General features: G+C 70.8%; 10 protein-coding genes. 2 read left to right on the forward strand and 8 right to left on the reverse strand.

What is annotated here, in order from left to right; translation table 11 throughout:
- Positions 1-14 precede the first annotated feature (14 nt).
- From FS532_RS09395 to FS532_RS09415, 5 genes are all read right to left on the reverse strand, one after another.
- Positions 15-2,372, reverse strand: coding sequence for a GNAT family N-acetyltransferase (locus FS532_RS09395; protein WP_144753177.1), 2,358 nt, complete (start codon positions 2,370-2,372; stop codon positions 15-17).
- Complete coding sequence (locus FS532_RS09400; protein ID WP_144753180.1) at positions 2,369-3,745, reverse strand: lysine N(6)-hydroxylase/L-ornithine N(5)-oxygenase family protein; 1,377 nt, start codon at positions 3,743-3,745, stop codon at positions 2,369-2,371. Before FS532_RS09400 ends, FS532_RS09395 begins: the two co-directional genes overlap by 4 nt.
- Positions 3,742-5,217 (reverse strand): pyridoxal phosphate-dependent decarboxylase family protein, encoded by a 1,476-nt coding sequence (locus FS532_RS09405; RefSeq protein WP_260852629.1) that lies wholly within the window; start codon positions 5,215-5,217, stop codon positions 3,742-3,744. Before FS532_RS09405 ends, FS532_RS09400 begins: the two co-directional genes overlap by 4 nt.
- A gap of 148 nt (positions 5,218-5,365) precedes the next feature.
- Positions 5,366-7,813 carry an ATP-dependent helicase gene (locus tag FS532_RS09410; RefSeq protein WP_144753183.1) on the reverse strand — a complete coding sequence of 816 codons (2,448 nt, stop codon included), beginning with the start codon at positions 7,811-7,813 and terminating at the stop codon, positions 5,366-5,368.
- Positions 7,814-7,825: 12 nt separating this feature from the next.
- Complete coding sequence (locus FS532_RS09415; protein ID WP_144753187.1) at positions 7,826-8,836, reverse strand: glycerophosphodiester phosphodiesterase family protein; 1,011 nt, start codon at positions 8,834-8,836, stop codon at positions 7,826-7,828.
- 106 nt (positions 8,837-8,942) lie between these two features.
- Between FS532_RS09415 and FS532_RS09420 the strand changes: the two genes are divergently transcribed.
- Both FS532_RS09420 and FS532_RS09425 read left to right on the forward strand, forming a co-directional pair.
- Complete coding sequence (locus FS532_RS09420) at positions 8,943-9,965, forward strand: DUF817 domain-containing protein (protein WP_144753190.1); 1,023 nt, start codon at positions 8,943-8,945, stop codon at positions 9,963-9,965.
- Between the two features lie 31 nt (positions 9,966-9,996).
- Positions 9,997-10,869, forward strand: a complete 873-nt coding sequence (locus FS532_RS09425; protein WP_144753193.1) for a Bax inhibitor-1/YccA family protein — start codon at positions 9,997-9,999, stop codon at positions 10,867-10,869.
- Positions 10,870-11,156: 287 nt separating this feature from the next.
- Here the strand turns inward: FS532_RS09425 and guaA are convergent, their stop codons facing one another.
- From guaA to FS532_RS09440, 3 genes are read right to left on the reverse strand one after another with little or no spacing between them, the layout of a single operon-like run.
- Positions 11,157-12,737, reverse strand: coding sequence for a glutamine-hydrolyzing GMP synthase (gene guaA, locus FS532_RS09430; protein WP_144753196.1), 1,581 nt, complete (start codon positions 12,735-12,737; stop codon positions 11,157-11,159).
- Positions 12,734-13,180 (reverse strand): DUF3817 domain-containing protein, encoded by a 447-nt coding sequence (locus FS532_RS09435; protein WP_070417720.1) that lies wholly within the window; start codon positions 13,178-13,180, stop codon positions 12,734-12,736. The genes guaA and FS532_RS09435 overlap by 4 nt, the downstream gene beginning before the upstream one ends.
- A gap of 10 nt (positions 13,181-13,190) precedes the next feature.
- Positions 13,191-13,928, reverse strand: coding sequence for an SURF1 family cytochrome oxidase biogenesis protein (locus FS532_RS09440; protein WP_186321975.1), 738 nt, complete (start codon positions 13,926-13,928; stop codon positions 13,191-13,193).
- Between the last annotated feature and the right edge of the window lie 36 nt (positions 13,929-13,964).

The following is a 13,964-nucleotide window of genomic DNA, read 5'->3' on the forward strand; positions in this document are numbered from 1 at the left end:
CCGAGGTCGGGTCGCTACCGGGCGATCGGGTTCGGCATCGCCCCCGCGCGGATGAGCGACGACGACTGGTCCGCCAGGTCCACCATCGACAGGGTGTTCCGCAACTGCAGCCGGTTCAGGCACGAGTGCTCGAACGTCGGCACCCGCAGGTCCAGGGGCCGCCGACGGTCCGGGTGGGCGGCGGCGTGCGCGTCGACGCACTCCCCCACGACCTCCCAGAAGCGGCGCTCCGGCAGGACCCCGTCGTCGTCGACGATCGCCGCGACGAACCGCAGCACCCCGTCGAACACGTCGGTGAGCACGGCGAGCGCCGCTTCGTCGTCGTCAACCGGGTGCACGATCCGCGCGATCTCCTCGGGCACCGGCCGGTCGTCGTGGGTCCCGAGCACCGCTGCCTCCTCGCCGATGTCCTTCATCACGGCACGCACCACGACGCCGTCCCGCACGACGAGCACGAGGTTCTCGCCGTGCGGCATGAACACCAGGTCGTGCACGGTCAGGCAGTGCACCACGGGCAGCAGGTAGGCGTCGAGCCAGCGCCGCACCCACGTGTCGGCGGGCAGCCCCGACGCGGCGATCAGCGCCGAGACCACGGCGTTCCCGGCCGCGTCGCGGTGCAGCAGCGATGCCATGGTCATCAGCCGTTCGTCGTCCGTCACCCTCGGCAGCGGACTCTCCCGCCAGAGCGCCGCGAGCATCTTCCGCTGCGGCGAGGACACGTCCACCCGGTGGTACGCGTCGCCCGTGTACCCGATCGCGGCGTGCTCCCGCAGCACCTGGAACCCGGCGCCAGCCAGCGTCGCATCACCGGCGACGAGCGACGCCACCCAGTCGTTCACCGCCGGGGTGTTCCGCATGTACGCCGGGGACATGCCGCGCAGGAACCCCATGTTCTGCACGGCGAGCGCCGTCTTCACGTACGAGCGCTCCGGACGTGAGCGGTCGAACGCGGTCCGGATCGACTGCTGCGGCTGGTACTCGTCCGGGCCCTCCCCGAGGTCGACGAGGTCCTGCCGCCCGAGGTCCGGCGCGAACGTCACGGCGATCCGGTGCTGCCACTGCCACGGGTGCACGGGGATCCACACGTAGTCGTCGGGGTCGAGCCCCTGCCGGTGCAGCGTCGACCGGAAGGCGGCGAGCGTCGCGTCGTCGAGCTCCGCCTTCCAGTGGTCGACCTCGGTGCGGTCCGCGGCGAGCGCCAGGTGCGTGCAGCTGCGCCGTGCGGCGAGCCACCGGTACCGGAACCGGCCGCCCGTCTCGGGTGCGTAGGCGCGGAACTCGTCGAGCCCGAACCCGATCCGGCCGTTCGCGGCGATGAACGCGGGGTGCCCCTCGGTCATCGCCGACTCGACGTCCTGGAACGAGGCGACGACCTGGTCGGGCCCCTCGGTCCGTCCGCGGGCGAGCTGCGCGGCGGACGGGCCGCCCCGCCGGTGCTTCGCCGCGGCGCTCGCCAGGGTCGAGGCGATCTCCTCCAGGTAGGTCCCGAGCAGCTCGTCGGGGATGCCGAGCACGTCCCGGAGTTCGAGCACGAGCTCCTGCGCGCTGAGGGGCACAGGCTCGCCGTCGATCGTCCGCACCACCGAGGCCTCGTCGACCGACCAGTGCTCGAGCGCGTGCCGCCGGGCGCGGAACCGGTAGGTGGACTCCCCCGCGTCCAGTCGCCAGCCCTCCCCGTCCGGCACGGGTGCGACGAGCCGCTCGTGGGTGAACTCCGCGATGGACTTCGCGACGAGGTGCCGCTCGGCCGGCTCGAGGTGCTCGGGCCGCAGGTGCGCCGCGGGTCCGTCGTCGTCGGGAACGCCGATCCGGTCGGTGTCGAGCACCGACAGCAGGGCGCGTTTGCCGTCGACGTCGACCTCGCGGAGCACCCGGAACCCGACCTCGGCGTTCTTCGCGTGTACGGCGGTGTTCCGGACGTCCGGCTCGACGACGACCCGGTGTGCACCGAGGGCGTCACGGCAGTGCTCCACCACCGCCCGCATGACGGCGCCGGTGAGTCCGGGCACGCGGCCGTCGGCGGGTGGCGGGGCGACGAGCAGGTGCATGCCGACGTCGCCCGGCTCGGCGGCCCAGACGTCGGTGAGCAGGACGCTCGCCGGGTCGTAGGTCTCGGCGAGGAACACCGGGACGCCGTCGCGACGGCCGAGCCACGCGGCCTGGTCCGGGTCCGCCTGCACGCCGGCGAGGTACACGCGCACCGCCTCGACGTCGAGGTGCCCCATCTCCCACCACGACGACGCCGGGTGGGCGAGCCACGACTGCACGACGGCGGCGTCGCGGTCCGGGTCCACGGGTTCGACGGACAGGAGGCCCGGTGCGGCGCCCACGGGTCGGCGCGCCGCCGGCGCGCTGGTCGCGTCCACGGTCATGCCGTCACCTCCGCGCGCTCGGTGACGGGACGCGGTGTGGACTGCCGGGTGGCGGGCAGGCCGAACTCCTGGAAGGCGATCCGTTCCTCCAGGCCGTAGACCGACCGACCCGTGACGGACCGGATGATCGACGCGTTCCGCCACGCACCCATGCCGAGGTCCGGTGCCGTCAGCCCGTGCGTGTGCTCCTCGGCGTTCTGTACCCAGATGCGGCCGCCGAGACGGTCGACGTGGTGGTCGCGGGCGACCGCGAACCGCCCCCGCGCGTCCCGCGCGACCAGGTGCTCGACCGGGTCGAGGAACGACGTCGACCGCGGGGCGTACCCGGTGGCGAGGACGAGGCGCTCGACCTCGTGCTCGTACGTCTCGCCGAGCTGCTCGTGGCGGAGCGTCAACCGGTACGTGCCCCGGTCGGCGAGCCACTCGGCGTCGACCACGCTCGTCTCGGTGCGGAGGCTCGTCTGGACCGGACCGCGGGCGCTGATCCGGTAGAGCTGGTCGTACAGCTCGTCCACCAGGTCGGCGCTGATCCCCTTGTACAGGCCGCGCTGCTCGCGCCCCAGACGGTCACGGACACCCTCCGGCAGCGCGTGGAAGTGGTCCGTGTACTCGGGACTCGTCATCTCCAGCGTGAGCTTCGTGTCCTCCATCGGGAAGAACCGCGGCGACCGGGTGATCCAGTCGAGGCGGTAGTCGTGCTGCCGGACGTCCTCGAGCAGGTCGCGGTAGACCTCGGCGGCGGACTGCCCGCTGCCGATCACCGCGATGCTCCCCGCCGTCCGGAGCGCTTCCCGGTTCGGCACGTACTGCGCGGAGTGGATCGCGGGGCCGCCGATGCCGCGGAGTGGCTCGGGCACGACCGGCTCGGTGCCGATGCCGACGACGACGTGACGAGCGCGGTACGTCTCGGGACCCTGATCGGTCTCGGCGTGCACCGTGAACAGGTCCGTCGTCACGTCGTGCTCGACGGCCGTGACCCGGCGCCCCCAGCGCAGGGTGTCCAGCCGGTCGGCGGCCCAGCGGCAGTAGGCGTCGTACTCACTGCGGAGGGGGTGGAAGTCCTCGCGGATGTAGAACGGGTACAGGCGCCCGGTCTCCTTGAGCCACGCCAGGAACGAGAACGGCGACGTCGGGTCGGCCATCGTCACGAGGTCGGCCAGGAACGGCACCTGGATCGTGGCGTCGTCGAGCATCATCCCGTGGTGCCAGGCGAAGCCGTCGGCGGCGTCGAGGAACACCGCGTCGAGTTCGTCGACGGGGTCGGTCAGGCAGGCGAGACCGAGGTTGAACGGGCCGATGCCGATGCCGACGAGGTCGTGAACGGTGTCGGTGCGGTGGTCGTGGGTGCGCTGGTCCGTCGTGTGGTGCGTCATCGCGTTGCTCCTTCCGGGGCGGTGGTGGTGGCGCGGACCCGTGCCGCGGTCGCGACGACGTGGTCGAGGGACGCGCGCAGCTGGTCGATCGTCGTCTCGGGGTTGAGCAGCGTGAGCTTGTTGCACGGTCGCCCGTCGATCACGGTCTTCGCGATGAGGACCCGGCCCTCGGCGAGCAGGGCGGCCCGGATCGGGGCGACCAGGGCGTCCGCCTCGTCGTCCGTCACACCGGCCGGCTGCCAGCGGAACAGCACCGTGCTCAGCTGCGTCGGCGCGACGAGCACGAGGTCCGGGTGCTCCTGGACGAGCGCGTGCGTCGCCGCCGCGAGGTCGACCACGGCGTCGAAGGACCGACCGATGGCGTCGGCGCCCGATGCACGGAGCGTCGCCCAGAGCTTGAGGGCGTCGAACCGCCTGGTGGTCTGCAGCGACTTGTCGACCTGGTTCGGCTCGGCGGCGTCCTCCGGGTTGAGGTAGTCCGCGTACCAGGCCGTGCGGCGGAGGTCGGCGGGGTCGCCGACGAGCAGGGCGCTCGACGAGACCGGCTGGAAGAACGACTTGTGCAGGTCGGCGGTCACGCTCCGGGCACGCTCGATGCCGTTCAGCAGGTGTCGACGGGTCGGGGACACGAGCAGCCCGCACCCGTACGCCGCGTCGACGTGCAGCCAGACCCCTTCGAGGTCGCACACGTCGGCGATCGCCTCGAGCGGGTCGATCACGCCGCGGTCGGTGGTGCCGGCGGTGGCGACGACGGCCACCGGGGTGCGTCCGGCGGCGCGGGCGGCGGCGACGGCCTCGGCGAGGGCGGCGGGGCGCATCCGGCCGACGGCGTCGGTGGGGACGTCGACGACGGTGTCGAGACCGAGCAGGCGGGCCGACTTGGCGATGCTGAAGTGGGTCTCGGCGGTCGCGAAGACGGTGGGCCGTGGGACGGCACCCGCGGTCGCGGTCGCTGTGCCCGCGGTCGTCGCGGCTTCTCGTGCCAGCAGGAGGGCCTGCAGGTTGGACTGCGATCCCCCGGAGGTGAAGATCCCGTCGCCGGCGGCGAACCCGATGCGCCCCGCGAGCCACCCGACCACGTGCCGCTCCATCTCGGTGCCGATCCGCGACTGGTCCCAGGTGTCGACCGAGGGGTTCACGGCGGCGAGCACGGCCTCGGCCGCGACGGCCGGCAGCGCCACCGGGCAGTTGAGGTGCGCGAGGTACCCGGGGTCGTGGAACCAGACGGCCTCGCGGACGAACAGGTCGTCGAGTTCCGCGAGCGCCCGGTCGATCCCGATGGGTTCGGCGTCGAGGTCGATGCCGGCGACCCGGGCACGGAGCTCGTGGGCGGTCGTGTCCGTCGTCGGGCGATCGACGGCCGCCAGGCGACGGGCGAGCCGGTCGACCGTGGCCGTGACGGTCGACCGGTAGCGGTCGGCGTTCGCGGTGGTCAGGGTTTCGGTACGGGCTGTCACGGTGGAGTCAGTCACGTTAGGTAAGGCTAACCTCACCTGCTTTTCGGTGTCACCCGAACGAGGGTGATCTCCCAGGTCCCGGGCGTGGCGCGAACGGGCTGCGGGCACGCCGACGGCATCCCGCCGGGGAACCCGCGGGATGAACGGACGCTCAGCCGATCGGCTAGAGCTTGTCGATCGGCGCGATCTTGATGAGGAGCTTCTTGCGGCCCGCGGTGTCGAACGCGATCTCCGCGATGCGCTTCGCGCCCTGCCCGGTCACCGCCGAGACCGTGCCCTCGCCGAAGTCGACGTGCTTGATGCGGTCGCCCGCCACCAGCTCCATGTCGCCGTTGTCGCGGACCTGCCCGGACACCCGGTTCGCCCACTCGGTCTTCGGACGGGTCTTCGCCGCCGCGGCCGCCCGGTCGTACGAGCCACCACCCCAGCCGCCGCCACCGCGGTAGCCGCCTCCGCCGCCACCGCCGCTGAACCCGCCCTCGCGCTTGGCGTTGAGCGCGCGCGGCTGCGTGCCGCCCCGGCTGTTCGCCATGCCCGGCGACTGCTTCCACTCGATGAGCCCCTCGGGGATCTCCTGCAGGAAGCGGGAGGGCATCGCCACGTTGACGTCGCCGAACTGCGCGCGGGTCATCGCCAGCGACAGGAACAGCGACTTCTTGGCGCGGGTGATGCCCACGTAGAAGAGCCGGCGTTCCTCGGACGGGCCACCCGGCTCGTTCGCCGACATCCGGTGCGGCAGCAGGTCCTCCTCGACCCCCGTGAGGAACACCGCGTCGTACTCGAGGCCCTTCGCCGTGTGCAGCGTCATGAGCGACACCGTGCCCGAGGAGTCGTCGAGCTCGTCCGCCGCGGCGACGAGCGAGACCTCGGTCAGGAAGTCGGACAGCGTGCCCTCGGGGTTGTTCTTCTGGAACTCCCGCGTCACCGCGACGAGCTCGTCGATGTTGTCGGCGCGTGCGGCGTCCTGCGCGTCCGGCGACTTCCGCAGGTTCTCGAGCAGGCCGGAGCCGTCGAGCAGCTCGGTGAGGGTGTCGACGACGGGCTGGGTCTGCGCCTTCGCGGAGACCTCGTCGAGGAGCGCTGCGAACGCCGTGATCGCGTTCCGCACCTTCGGCCCGAACCCGAGTTCGTCCGCGTGGCGCAGGGCGTCCCGCATGGTCGTCTCGTGCTCGTCGGCGTAGCGCTGCAGGGTGGTCTCGGTGACCGCACCGATGCCGCGCTTCGGCACGTTGAGGATCCGGCGGAGCGCCAACGGGTCGGCGGGGTTGGCGACGGTGATCAGGTACGCCATGGCGTCCTTGATCTCCGCACGCTCGTAGAACTTCGTGCCGCCGAGCACCCGGTACGGGATCGCCGCGCGGATGAAGATCTCCTCCAGCGCACGGGTCTGCGAGTTCGTCCGGTAGAACACCGCCACGTCGCGGTAGTCGGTGCCGTCCTCGTGCAGGCGCTGGATCTCGTCGGCGACGAACTGCGCCTCGTCGTGGCCGGTGTAGCCGGTGAACCCTACGATCTTGTCGCCGGCGCCGACGTCGGTGAACAGGTTCTTCGCCTGGCGGTCGAAGTTGTTCGCGATCACGGCGTTCGCGGCGTCGAGGATGTTCTGCGTCGACCGGTAGTTCTGCTCGAGCAGGATCACCTTCGAGTTCGGGAAGTCCCGCTCGAACTCGACGATGTTGCGGATGTCGGCCCCACGGAACGCGTAGATCGACTGGTCGGAGTCGCCGACGACCGTCAGGGACGCCGGGGCGATGGACCCGTCGGCTTCGCGCATGCGGGCGACGTGCTGGCCGGAGTCCTCGAGCTTGTCGACCTGGTCGACGGGGACGGGCCGGGTGAGCTCGCGGATCAGGGAGTACTGCGCGTGGTTGGTGTCCTGGTACTCGTCGACCAGGATGTACCGGAACCGGCGCTGGTAGAGCGCTGCGACGTCCGGGAAGGCACGGAACAGGAACACCGTCTGGCCGATGAGGTCGTCGAAGTCGAAGGCGTTCGCCCGGCGCAGCTCGTTCGTGTACCGGCGGAACACCTCGGTGAACATGACCTCTTGCGGGTCGTTCGCGTTGATGTTCCTGGCGTAGGAGTCGATGTCCTGCAGCTCGTTCTTGAGCTTCGAGATCTTCGACGCCGCCGCACCGACGGTCAACCCGAGCGAGTCCGCCTCGAGCTCCTTGATGATCCGCTTGAGCAGGGCCTTGGAGTCGGCGGAGTCGTAGATCGTGAACGACTGCGGGAACCCGAAGCGCTCGGCTTCCCGCCGCAGGATCCGGACGCACGCCGAGTGGAACGTGGAGATCCACATGCCGTCGGACTCCTGCCCGACCAGCGCACGCACGCGTTCGCGCATCTCGGCCGCGGCCTTGTTCGTGAAGGTGATCGCCAGGATCTGCGACGGCCAGGCTTCACGGTTGGCGAGCAGCAGCGCGATGCGCCGGGTGAGCACGCTCGTCTTGCCGGAGCCGGCGCCGGCCACGATCAGCAGGGACTCGCCGCGGTACTCGACGGCTTCCTTCTGCTGGGGGTTCAGACCCGCGGTGAACGGGTCCTCGTACGCGCGGGCGCCGGCGCCCGGCTCGGGCGTCGAATCGAAGGGGTCGAGCACGATCGTCATGTCCGGGACAGTCTAGGCGCGACCCCCGACAGCCGAGCGGGCGAGCACCGCCAGGTCGGTGTGGTCCGCGAAGACGCCGTCGAGTCCGGTCCGGATGACCGAGGTGAACCACCGCTCCCAGTCGCCGAACGCCGCGACCTCGCCCCCGCGTCGGAGCGGCGCCGGCAGGAACCGGTTCTCCGGGCGGAGCGTCCACGTGTACACGGCGAGCCCGGCCTCGTGCGCACGGTCCACGATCGCACTCCGCACCGGCGTCGGGTCGTCGAGTGCCACGCTGTCCGTGCCCGCCATCACCGTGGCGACCGCGAGGCTGATCCCGTGGAACTCGGTCGCGAGCGAGGCGAGCGAGTCCTCGGACCGCTCCGCGGCGTACGTGGGAGCCAGCGACCCGTGGGACGCGACCTCGTCCGGGGCGCTGCCACGTGCCTCCTGGAGGTACACGAGCCGACCGCCCGTCCCACGTGCGCGGAGGTCCCGGAGCACGCCCTTCTCGAAGCACTCGACCGTGAGCCGCTCGTCCCCGCGCCACCCGGTGTCGCCGAGGACGCGGTCGAGCAGCTCGTCCATCGGGAACCCGGCGCGGTGGAAGGAGTCGGCGTGCTTGACCTCGGCGACGAGCCCGACCGGTCGCGGGGCCGCGTCGAGGATGGCGAGCAGGTCTTCGAGGCGCAGGATCGGTTCCTCGCCGTCGTGCTCGGCCGAACCCGGACGCAGCGCGGGCAGGCGCTCCCGGGTGCGGAGCGCCTGCAGCTCGGCCCACGTGAAGTCCTCGGTGAACCACCCGGTCAGCGTCTGCCCGTCGACGGTCTTCGTCGTCCGCAGGTGCCGGAACTCCGGGTGGTCCGCGACGTCGGTCGTGCCGGAGACCTCGTTCTCGTGCCGGAGCACCAGCACGCCGTCCTTCGTGGGCACGAGGTCCGGTTCGATCGCGTCGGCGCCGAGTTCGATCGCGAGCTCGTACGCGCTCCGCGAGTGCTCGGGACGGTAGCCGGACGCGCCACGGTGGGCGATCACCAGGGTCATGGCCAGACCCTACTGGGCAGCGGTGTCCGCGGCCTGGCGTGTGTCGCGCGGCACATCCGGCGGCGCACAGCCCGCCGTTCCCAGCTCCGGGACGGACGCTCGCCCCATGACCGTCCGATCCCTGTCCACGGCTGTGGAGCACCGCATCGACCGCGCCGCACGCCGGGTGCTCGACGCCGGACACCAGCCGCACCGGCCCCTCCGGATCGCCGTCACCGAGTTCCTGGTGTTCGGCGCGAAGCAGGCCTGGGCGTGCACGTTCGGCGCGCTGTTGCTCGCGACGATGGCGATCGTGCACCTGACCGTCCCGGTCGACCTCCGGAACGACGTGACCACGATCGCCGCCGTCCTGCTGCAGGTCGGGATGCTCGTGTTCGGGCTCGAGACGTTCCGGGAGCTCCGCGTCGTCCTGCTCTTCCACGTCGTCGGCACCGTGATGGAGGTCTTCAAGACCCACATGGGCTCGTGGGTCTACGAGCAGTCCGGTGTCCTGGTGGTGCTCGGCGTCCCGCTGTTCTCCGGGTTCATGTACGGCGCGGTCGGGTCGTACCTGGTGCGTGTGTACCGGTTGTTCGACCTGCGGTTCGACCGGTACCCGAGGCAGTGGGTCCTCGCGGTCGTCGCGGCCCTGGTCTACGCGAACTTCTTCGGCCACCACTTCGTGTGGGACGCCCGGTACGTGCTGCTCGCACTCGTGGTGCTCCTGTTCGCCCGCACGACCATGCACGCGCGGGTCCACCGGACGGTGCTTCGGATGCCGGTGCTCGTCGCGATGGGGCTCGTCGCGCTGTTCATCTGGCTCGCCGAGAACGTCGCCACCTGGGCCGGTGCGTGGTCCTACCCCGCGCAGGCGGCGGCCTGGCACCCGGTCGCGCCCACGAAGATCGTGGCCTGGCTGCTCCTCATGCTCATCTCGGTCGCGCTGGTCACGTGGGTCTACCCAGCGGTGCGGCCTGGAGGCACGGATCACCCCGCCCCAGCACGTCCCGCCCGGTGGTCGGCTGGTTCTCGACGACTTCGGGGCGCGCGCGCAGCGGCCCCCCATAGGCTGCGGGGGTCGAGGCCCTCCGGGGCCGCTTCCGCTCGCCGCGAATCCTCAGCCTTCCGCGACCGAGCGCCCCTAGGCTGAGAGGACTCGAATCTCCAAGGAAGAGGACACCATGGCCTTCAAGCCCGGTTTCGACCAGTCCCCCGCCTTCAACAACCAGGGGCCCAACACCTGGGGTGGGCGTGGCGCTGGTCAGCAGCAGGCCGGCTGGGGACAGACCCCGCAGCAGGCGCAGGGCGGCATGACGCCCGAGCAGCTGCAGTACATGTACGACCGTCCGGCGGCCAGCACGGTCGACACGGACCGCATGTCGTACGAGGACACCATCGTCAAGACGCTCCTGGCGTTCGGCGTACTGATTGTCGGCGCGGTCGCCGGCTGGAACCTGCCGCCGATGGTCTGGATCGTCGGCGCGATCGTCGGTTTCGTCCTGGCGCTCGTCAACACCTTCAAGAAGAAGCCGTCGCCGGGCCTGGTCCTGACGTACGCGTTCTTCGAGGGTCTGTTCGTAGGCGGTATCTCGAACTACTTCCAGACGGCGTTCCCGCAGGCCGACGGCATCGTCGCGCAGGCGGTCTTCGGCACCCTCGGGGTGTTCGCGGTCACGCTGCTGCTGTTCCTCTCGGGCAAGGTCCGCGCGACGCCGAAGCTGACCCGCTTCTTCCTCATCGCGATGGTCGGGTACATGGCGTTCTCGCTCGTGAACCTCGTCCTGATGTGGACCGGCGTGACGAGCACGGCGTTCGGGCTCATGGGCACGACGATCTTCGGCATCCCGCTCGGCGTCGTCATCGGCATCTTCGTGGTCCTGATGGCCGCGTACTCGCTGATCCTCGATTTCGACCAGATCAAGACCGGTGTCCAGCGCGGCGCCCCGAAGATCTACGCGTGGACGGCGGCGTTCGGTCTCATCGTCACCCTCGTGTGGCTGTACCTCGAGATCCTGCGCATCCTCGCCATCATCGCGAGCAGTCAGCGCAACTAGATCCGACCAGGAGGGCCCCGGCGAACACGCCGGGGCCCTTCGTCGTTCCCGGGCGGGGGCCCTCCCGTCCCGCGCGGCCCTGTCCGAGCCGCCCCGAGCCGCCGAGGTCGCACAACACGCCGCGCGTGTGTCGCCGAGGTCGCGAGAACTGACGCCGCACACGAGCGGGAGCGGCAGTTCGTGCGACCTCGGCGACACGCGAAGGGGCCAGGGGACGCGAAGGGGCCAGGGGACGCGAAGGGGCCCGGCACGCGTGACGCGTGCCGGGCCCCTTCAGCGCGGGAGGACTACTCCCACTCGATCGTCCCCGGCGGCTTCGACGTGACGTCGAGCACGACCCGGTTGACGTCGGGCACCTCGTTCGTGATGCGGTTCGAGATCTTCGCGAGGGTGTCGTACGGCAGACGGGTCCAGTCGGCGGTCATCGCGTCCTCCGAGGAGACCGGACGGAGCACGATCGGATGGCCGTAGGTGCGGCCGTCGCCCTGGACGCCCACGGAACGGACGTCGGCGAGCAGGACGACCGGGCACTGCCAGATCTCCTGGTCGAGACTGGCCGCGGTGAGTTCCTCGCGCGCGATCTTGTCTGCAGCACGGAGCAGCTCGAGGCGGTCCTTCGTGACCTCGCCGACGATGCGGATGCCGAGCCCCGGTCCGGGGAACGGCTGGCGGCCGACGATGACCTCGGGCAGCCCGAGCTCGCGACCGACCGCGCGGACCTCGTCCTTGAACAGGGTGCGGAGCGGCTCGACCAGCTCGAACGTCATGTCGTCCGGGAGGCCGCCGACGTTGTGGTGCGACTTGATGTTCGCCGTGCCGGAACCACCGCCGGACTCGACGACGTCGGGGTAGAGCGTGCCCTGCACGAGGAACTTGACCTCGCCGGCAGCGTCGTCACCGCGGGCCTCGAGCACGAGCGCCTCGGCCGCGGCCTCGAAGGTGCGGATGAACTCGCGCCCGATGATCTTGCGCTTCTGCTCCGGGTCGCTCACGCCGGCGAGGGCGTCGAGGAACTGCTGCTCGGCGTCGATCGTGATGAGGCGCACACCGGTGGAGGCGACGTAGTCCTCTTCCACCTGCTTGCGCTCGTCGGCGCGGAGGAGCCCGTGGTCGACGAAGACGCACGTGAGCTGGTCACCGACGGCCTTGTGCACGATCGCCGCGGCGACGGCGGAGTCGACACCACCCGAGAGACCGGCGATCACGCGGCTGGATCCGACCTGGGCCTGGATCCGGGCGACCTGCTCCTCGATGACGTTCGCCGAGTTCCAGTCACCGGGGAGCCCGGCGGCACGGTGCAGGAAGTTCTCGAGCACGGCCTGGCCGTACACGGAGTGCTTGACCTCGGGGTGCCACTGCACGCCGTAGAGCTTGCGCTCGTCGGACGCGAACGCGGCGACGGGGGTCGAGGCGCTCGACGCGAGGACCTCGAAGCCCTCCGGCGCCTTCGCCACGGAGTCGCCGTGGGACATCCAGGTCACCTGCGACTCCGGCTGCGCGCCGAGGAGCACGCTGTCGGTGCCCGTCACGGTGACGTCGGTCGCGCCGTACTCACGCTGGCCGGTCTGCGCGACCTCGCCGCCGAGGGCGGTCGCCATGGCCTGGAAGCCGTAGCAGATGCCCAGCACGGGGACGCCGAGGTCGAGGATGTCGCCGTCGAGCGACGGTGCGCCAGCCTCGTACACGGACGACGGACCACCGGACAGCACGATGGCCGCCGGGTCCTTCGCACGGACCTCGTCCGCCGTGATCGAGTGCGGGACGATCTCGCTGTAGACGTTCGCCTCACGGACCCGTCGCGCGATGAGCTGCGCGTACTGGGCTCCGAAGTCGACGACGAGGACGGGACGCTGTTCGGTCTCGCTCACCGAGCGGCCTCCTTCTCACGCTGCTGGGCAGCGGTCAGCTCGTGGTAGGTGTCCATGGCGATCTTCTGCATGCGGTGCTCGACCACGAACGACATGAACGGGATGATGCCCCCGAGGGCGATGAGCAGGAAGCGGATCGGCTTCCAGCGCATGATGCTCCACAGACGGAAGTCGGTGAAGAGGTAGAGCACGTACAGCCAGCCGTGGGCGATCAGGATGCCGATCGACAGGTTGAAGGTGCCGGGCTCCTTGCCCGCCGTGCCCTCCGGCACGAAGAACGCGCCGCCGCCGAGCTGCATCTCGAGGTGCAGCGGCGTGTACTTGATGACCATCTCGACCACCAGGGCGAGCAGCAGCACACCGGTGATGTACGCCGAGACGCGGTACCACTTCACCGCGCCCGGGATCTTCGGGATGTCACGGGTACGGACGGTCAGAGCCATATCGGCCATCCTACCGTCGGTCGGCGAGGGCCCCGTCGACGCTGAGAGCGGCCTCACGCCGGTCCTCTTCCTCGCGCTCCCAGGCGTCCTTCACGAAGCGGTACCAGAGGAACACGGCGAACCCGGCGAAGACGACCCACTCGACGGCGTAGAAGAGGTTCAGCCAGTCGAACTGGACCTCCCGCGTCGGGGCACGGTCGGCGATGGCGCCGAGGTCGGCAGCCTTCGCGGTGGTGCCGTCGGCGACGACGTACCCGAGGTACATCTCGTCGTCGAAGTGCTTCCACGTGTTCACGAACCGGGCCGGAGCGACCGCCGAGTACTCGCCCTTGTCGTAGGTGTCCTGGTCGGGCGACTCGGCCGGGTAGTAGCGGCCCTCGATCGTCAGGCGCGCGCCGTCCGTCAGACGGTCACCCCCGGCGACGGCGGCCGAGCGCTGGTCGGACCACCCGATGACGACCGGGAGGCTCGCCCCACTTCCGGCATCGACCAGGTGTCCCACGGTCTGGTACGTCCCACCCCCGCTGCGGCCGGTCAGGACGGTCGTGTCACCGGCGACGAACGTGCCGGTGACGGTGACCTTCTGCCCGGCCATCGTCTCGGTCGCGGGCTGCATCGGCCGGGTCACGGCGTCGAGGGACTTCCGCGTCTCGGTGGTCGCCGGCAGTGGCTTGCCGTTCGCGATGCTCCGCTCGAGCTGCCACTTGCCCAGCCCGGCGAACACCGCCGCCAGCACGAGCGCCAGCAAGAGCAGCGCGATCCACCTCGGTCGTCGGGCTACGGC

Source organism: Curtobacterium pusillum, from assembly GCF_007673235.1.
GTDB classification, from domain to species: Bacteria; Actinomycetota; Actinomycetes; order Actinomycetales; family Microbacteriaceae; genus Curtobacterium; species Curtobacterium pusillum_C.

Bases quoted from the DNA above. Each gene is read 5' to 3' on its own strand.
- FS532_RS09415 (WP_144753187.1), bottom strand. From the start codon at position 8,836: ATGACCCTGGTGATCGCCCACCGTGGCGCGTCCGGCTACCGTCCCGAG.
- FS532_RS09395 (WP_144753177.1), bottom strand. From the start codon at position 2,372: ATGACCGTGGACGCGACCAGCGCGCCGGCGGCGCGCCGACCCGTGGGC.
- FS532_RS09400 (WP_144753180.1), bottom strand. From the start codon at position 3,745: ATGACGCACCACACGACGGACCAGCGCACCCACGACCACCGCACCGAC.
- FS532_RS09420 (WP_144753190.1), top strand. From the start codon at position 8,943: ATGACCGTCCGATCCCTGTCCACGGCTGTGGAGCACCGCATCGACCGC.
- FS532_RS09425 (WP_144753193.1), top strand. From the start codon at position 9,997: ATGGCCTTCAAGCCCGGTTTCGACCAGTCCCCCGCCTTCAACAACCAG.
- FS532_RS09435 (WP_070417720.1), bottom strand. From the start codon at position 13,180: ATGGCTCTGACCGTCCGTACCCGTGACATCCCGAAGATCCCGGGCGCG.
- FS532_RS09410 (WP_144753183.1), bottom strand. From the start codon at position 7,813: ATGACGATCGTGCTCGACCCCTTCGATTCGACGCCCGAGCCGGGCGCC.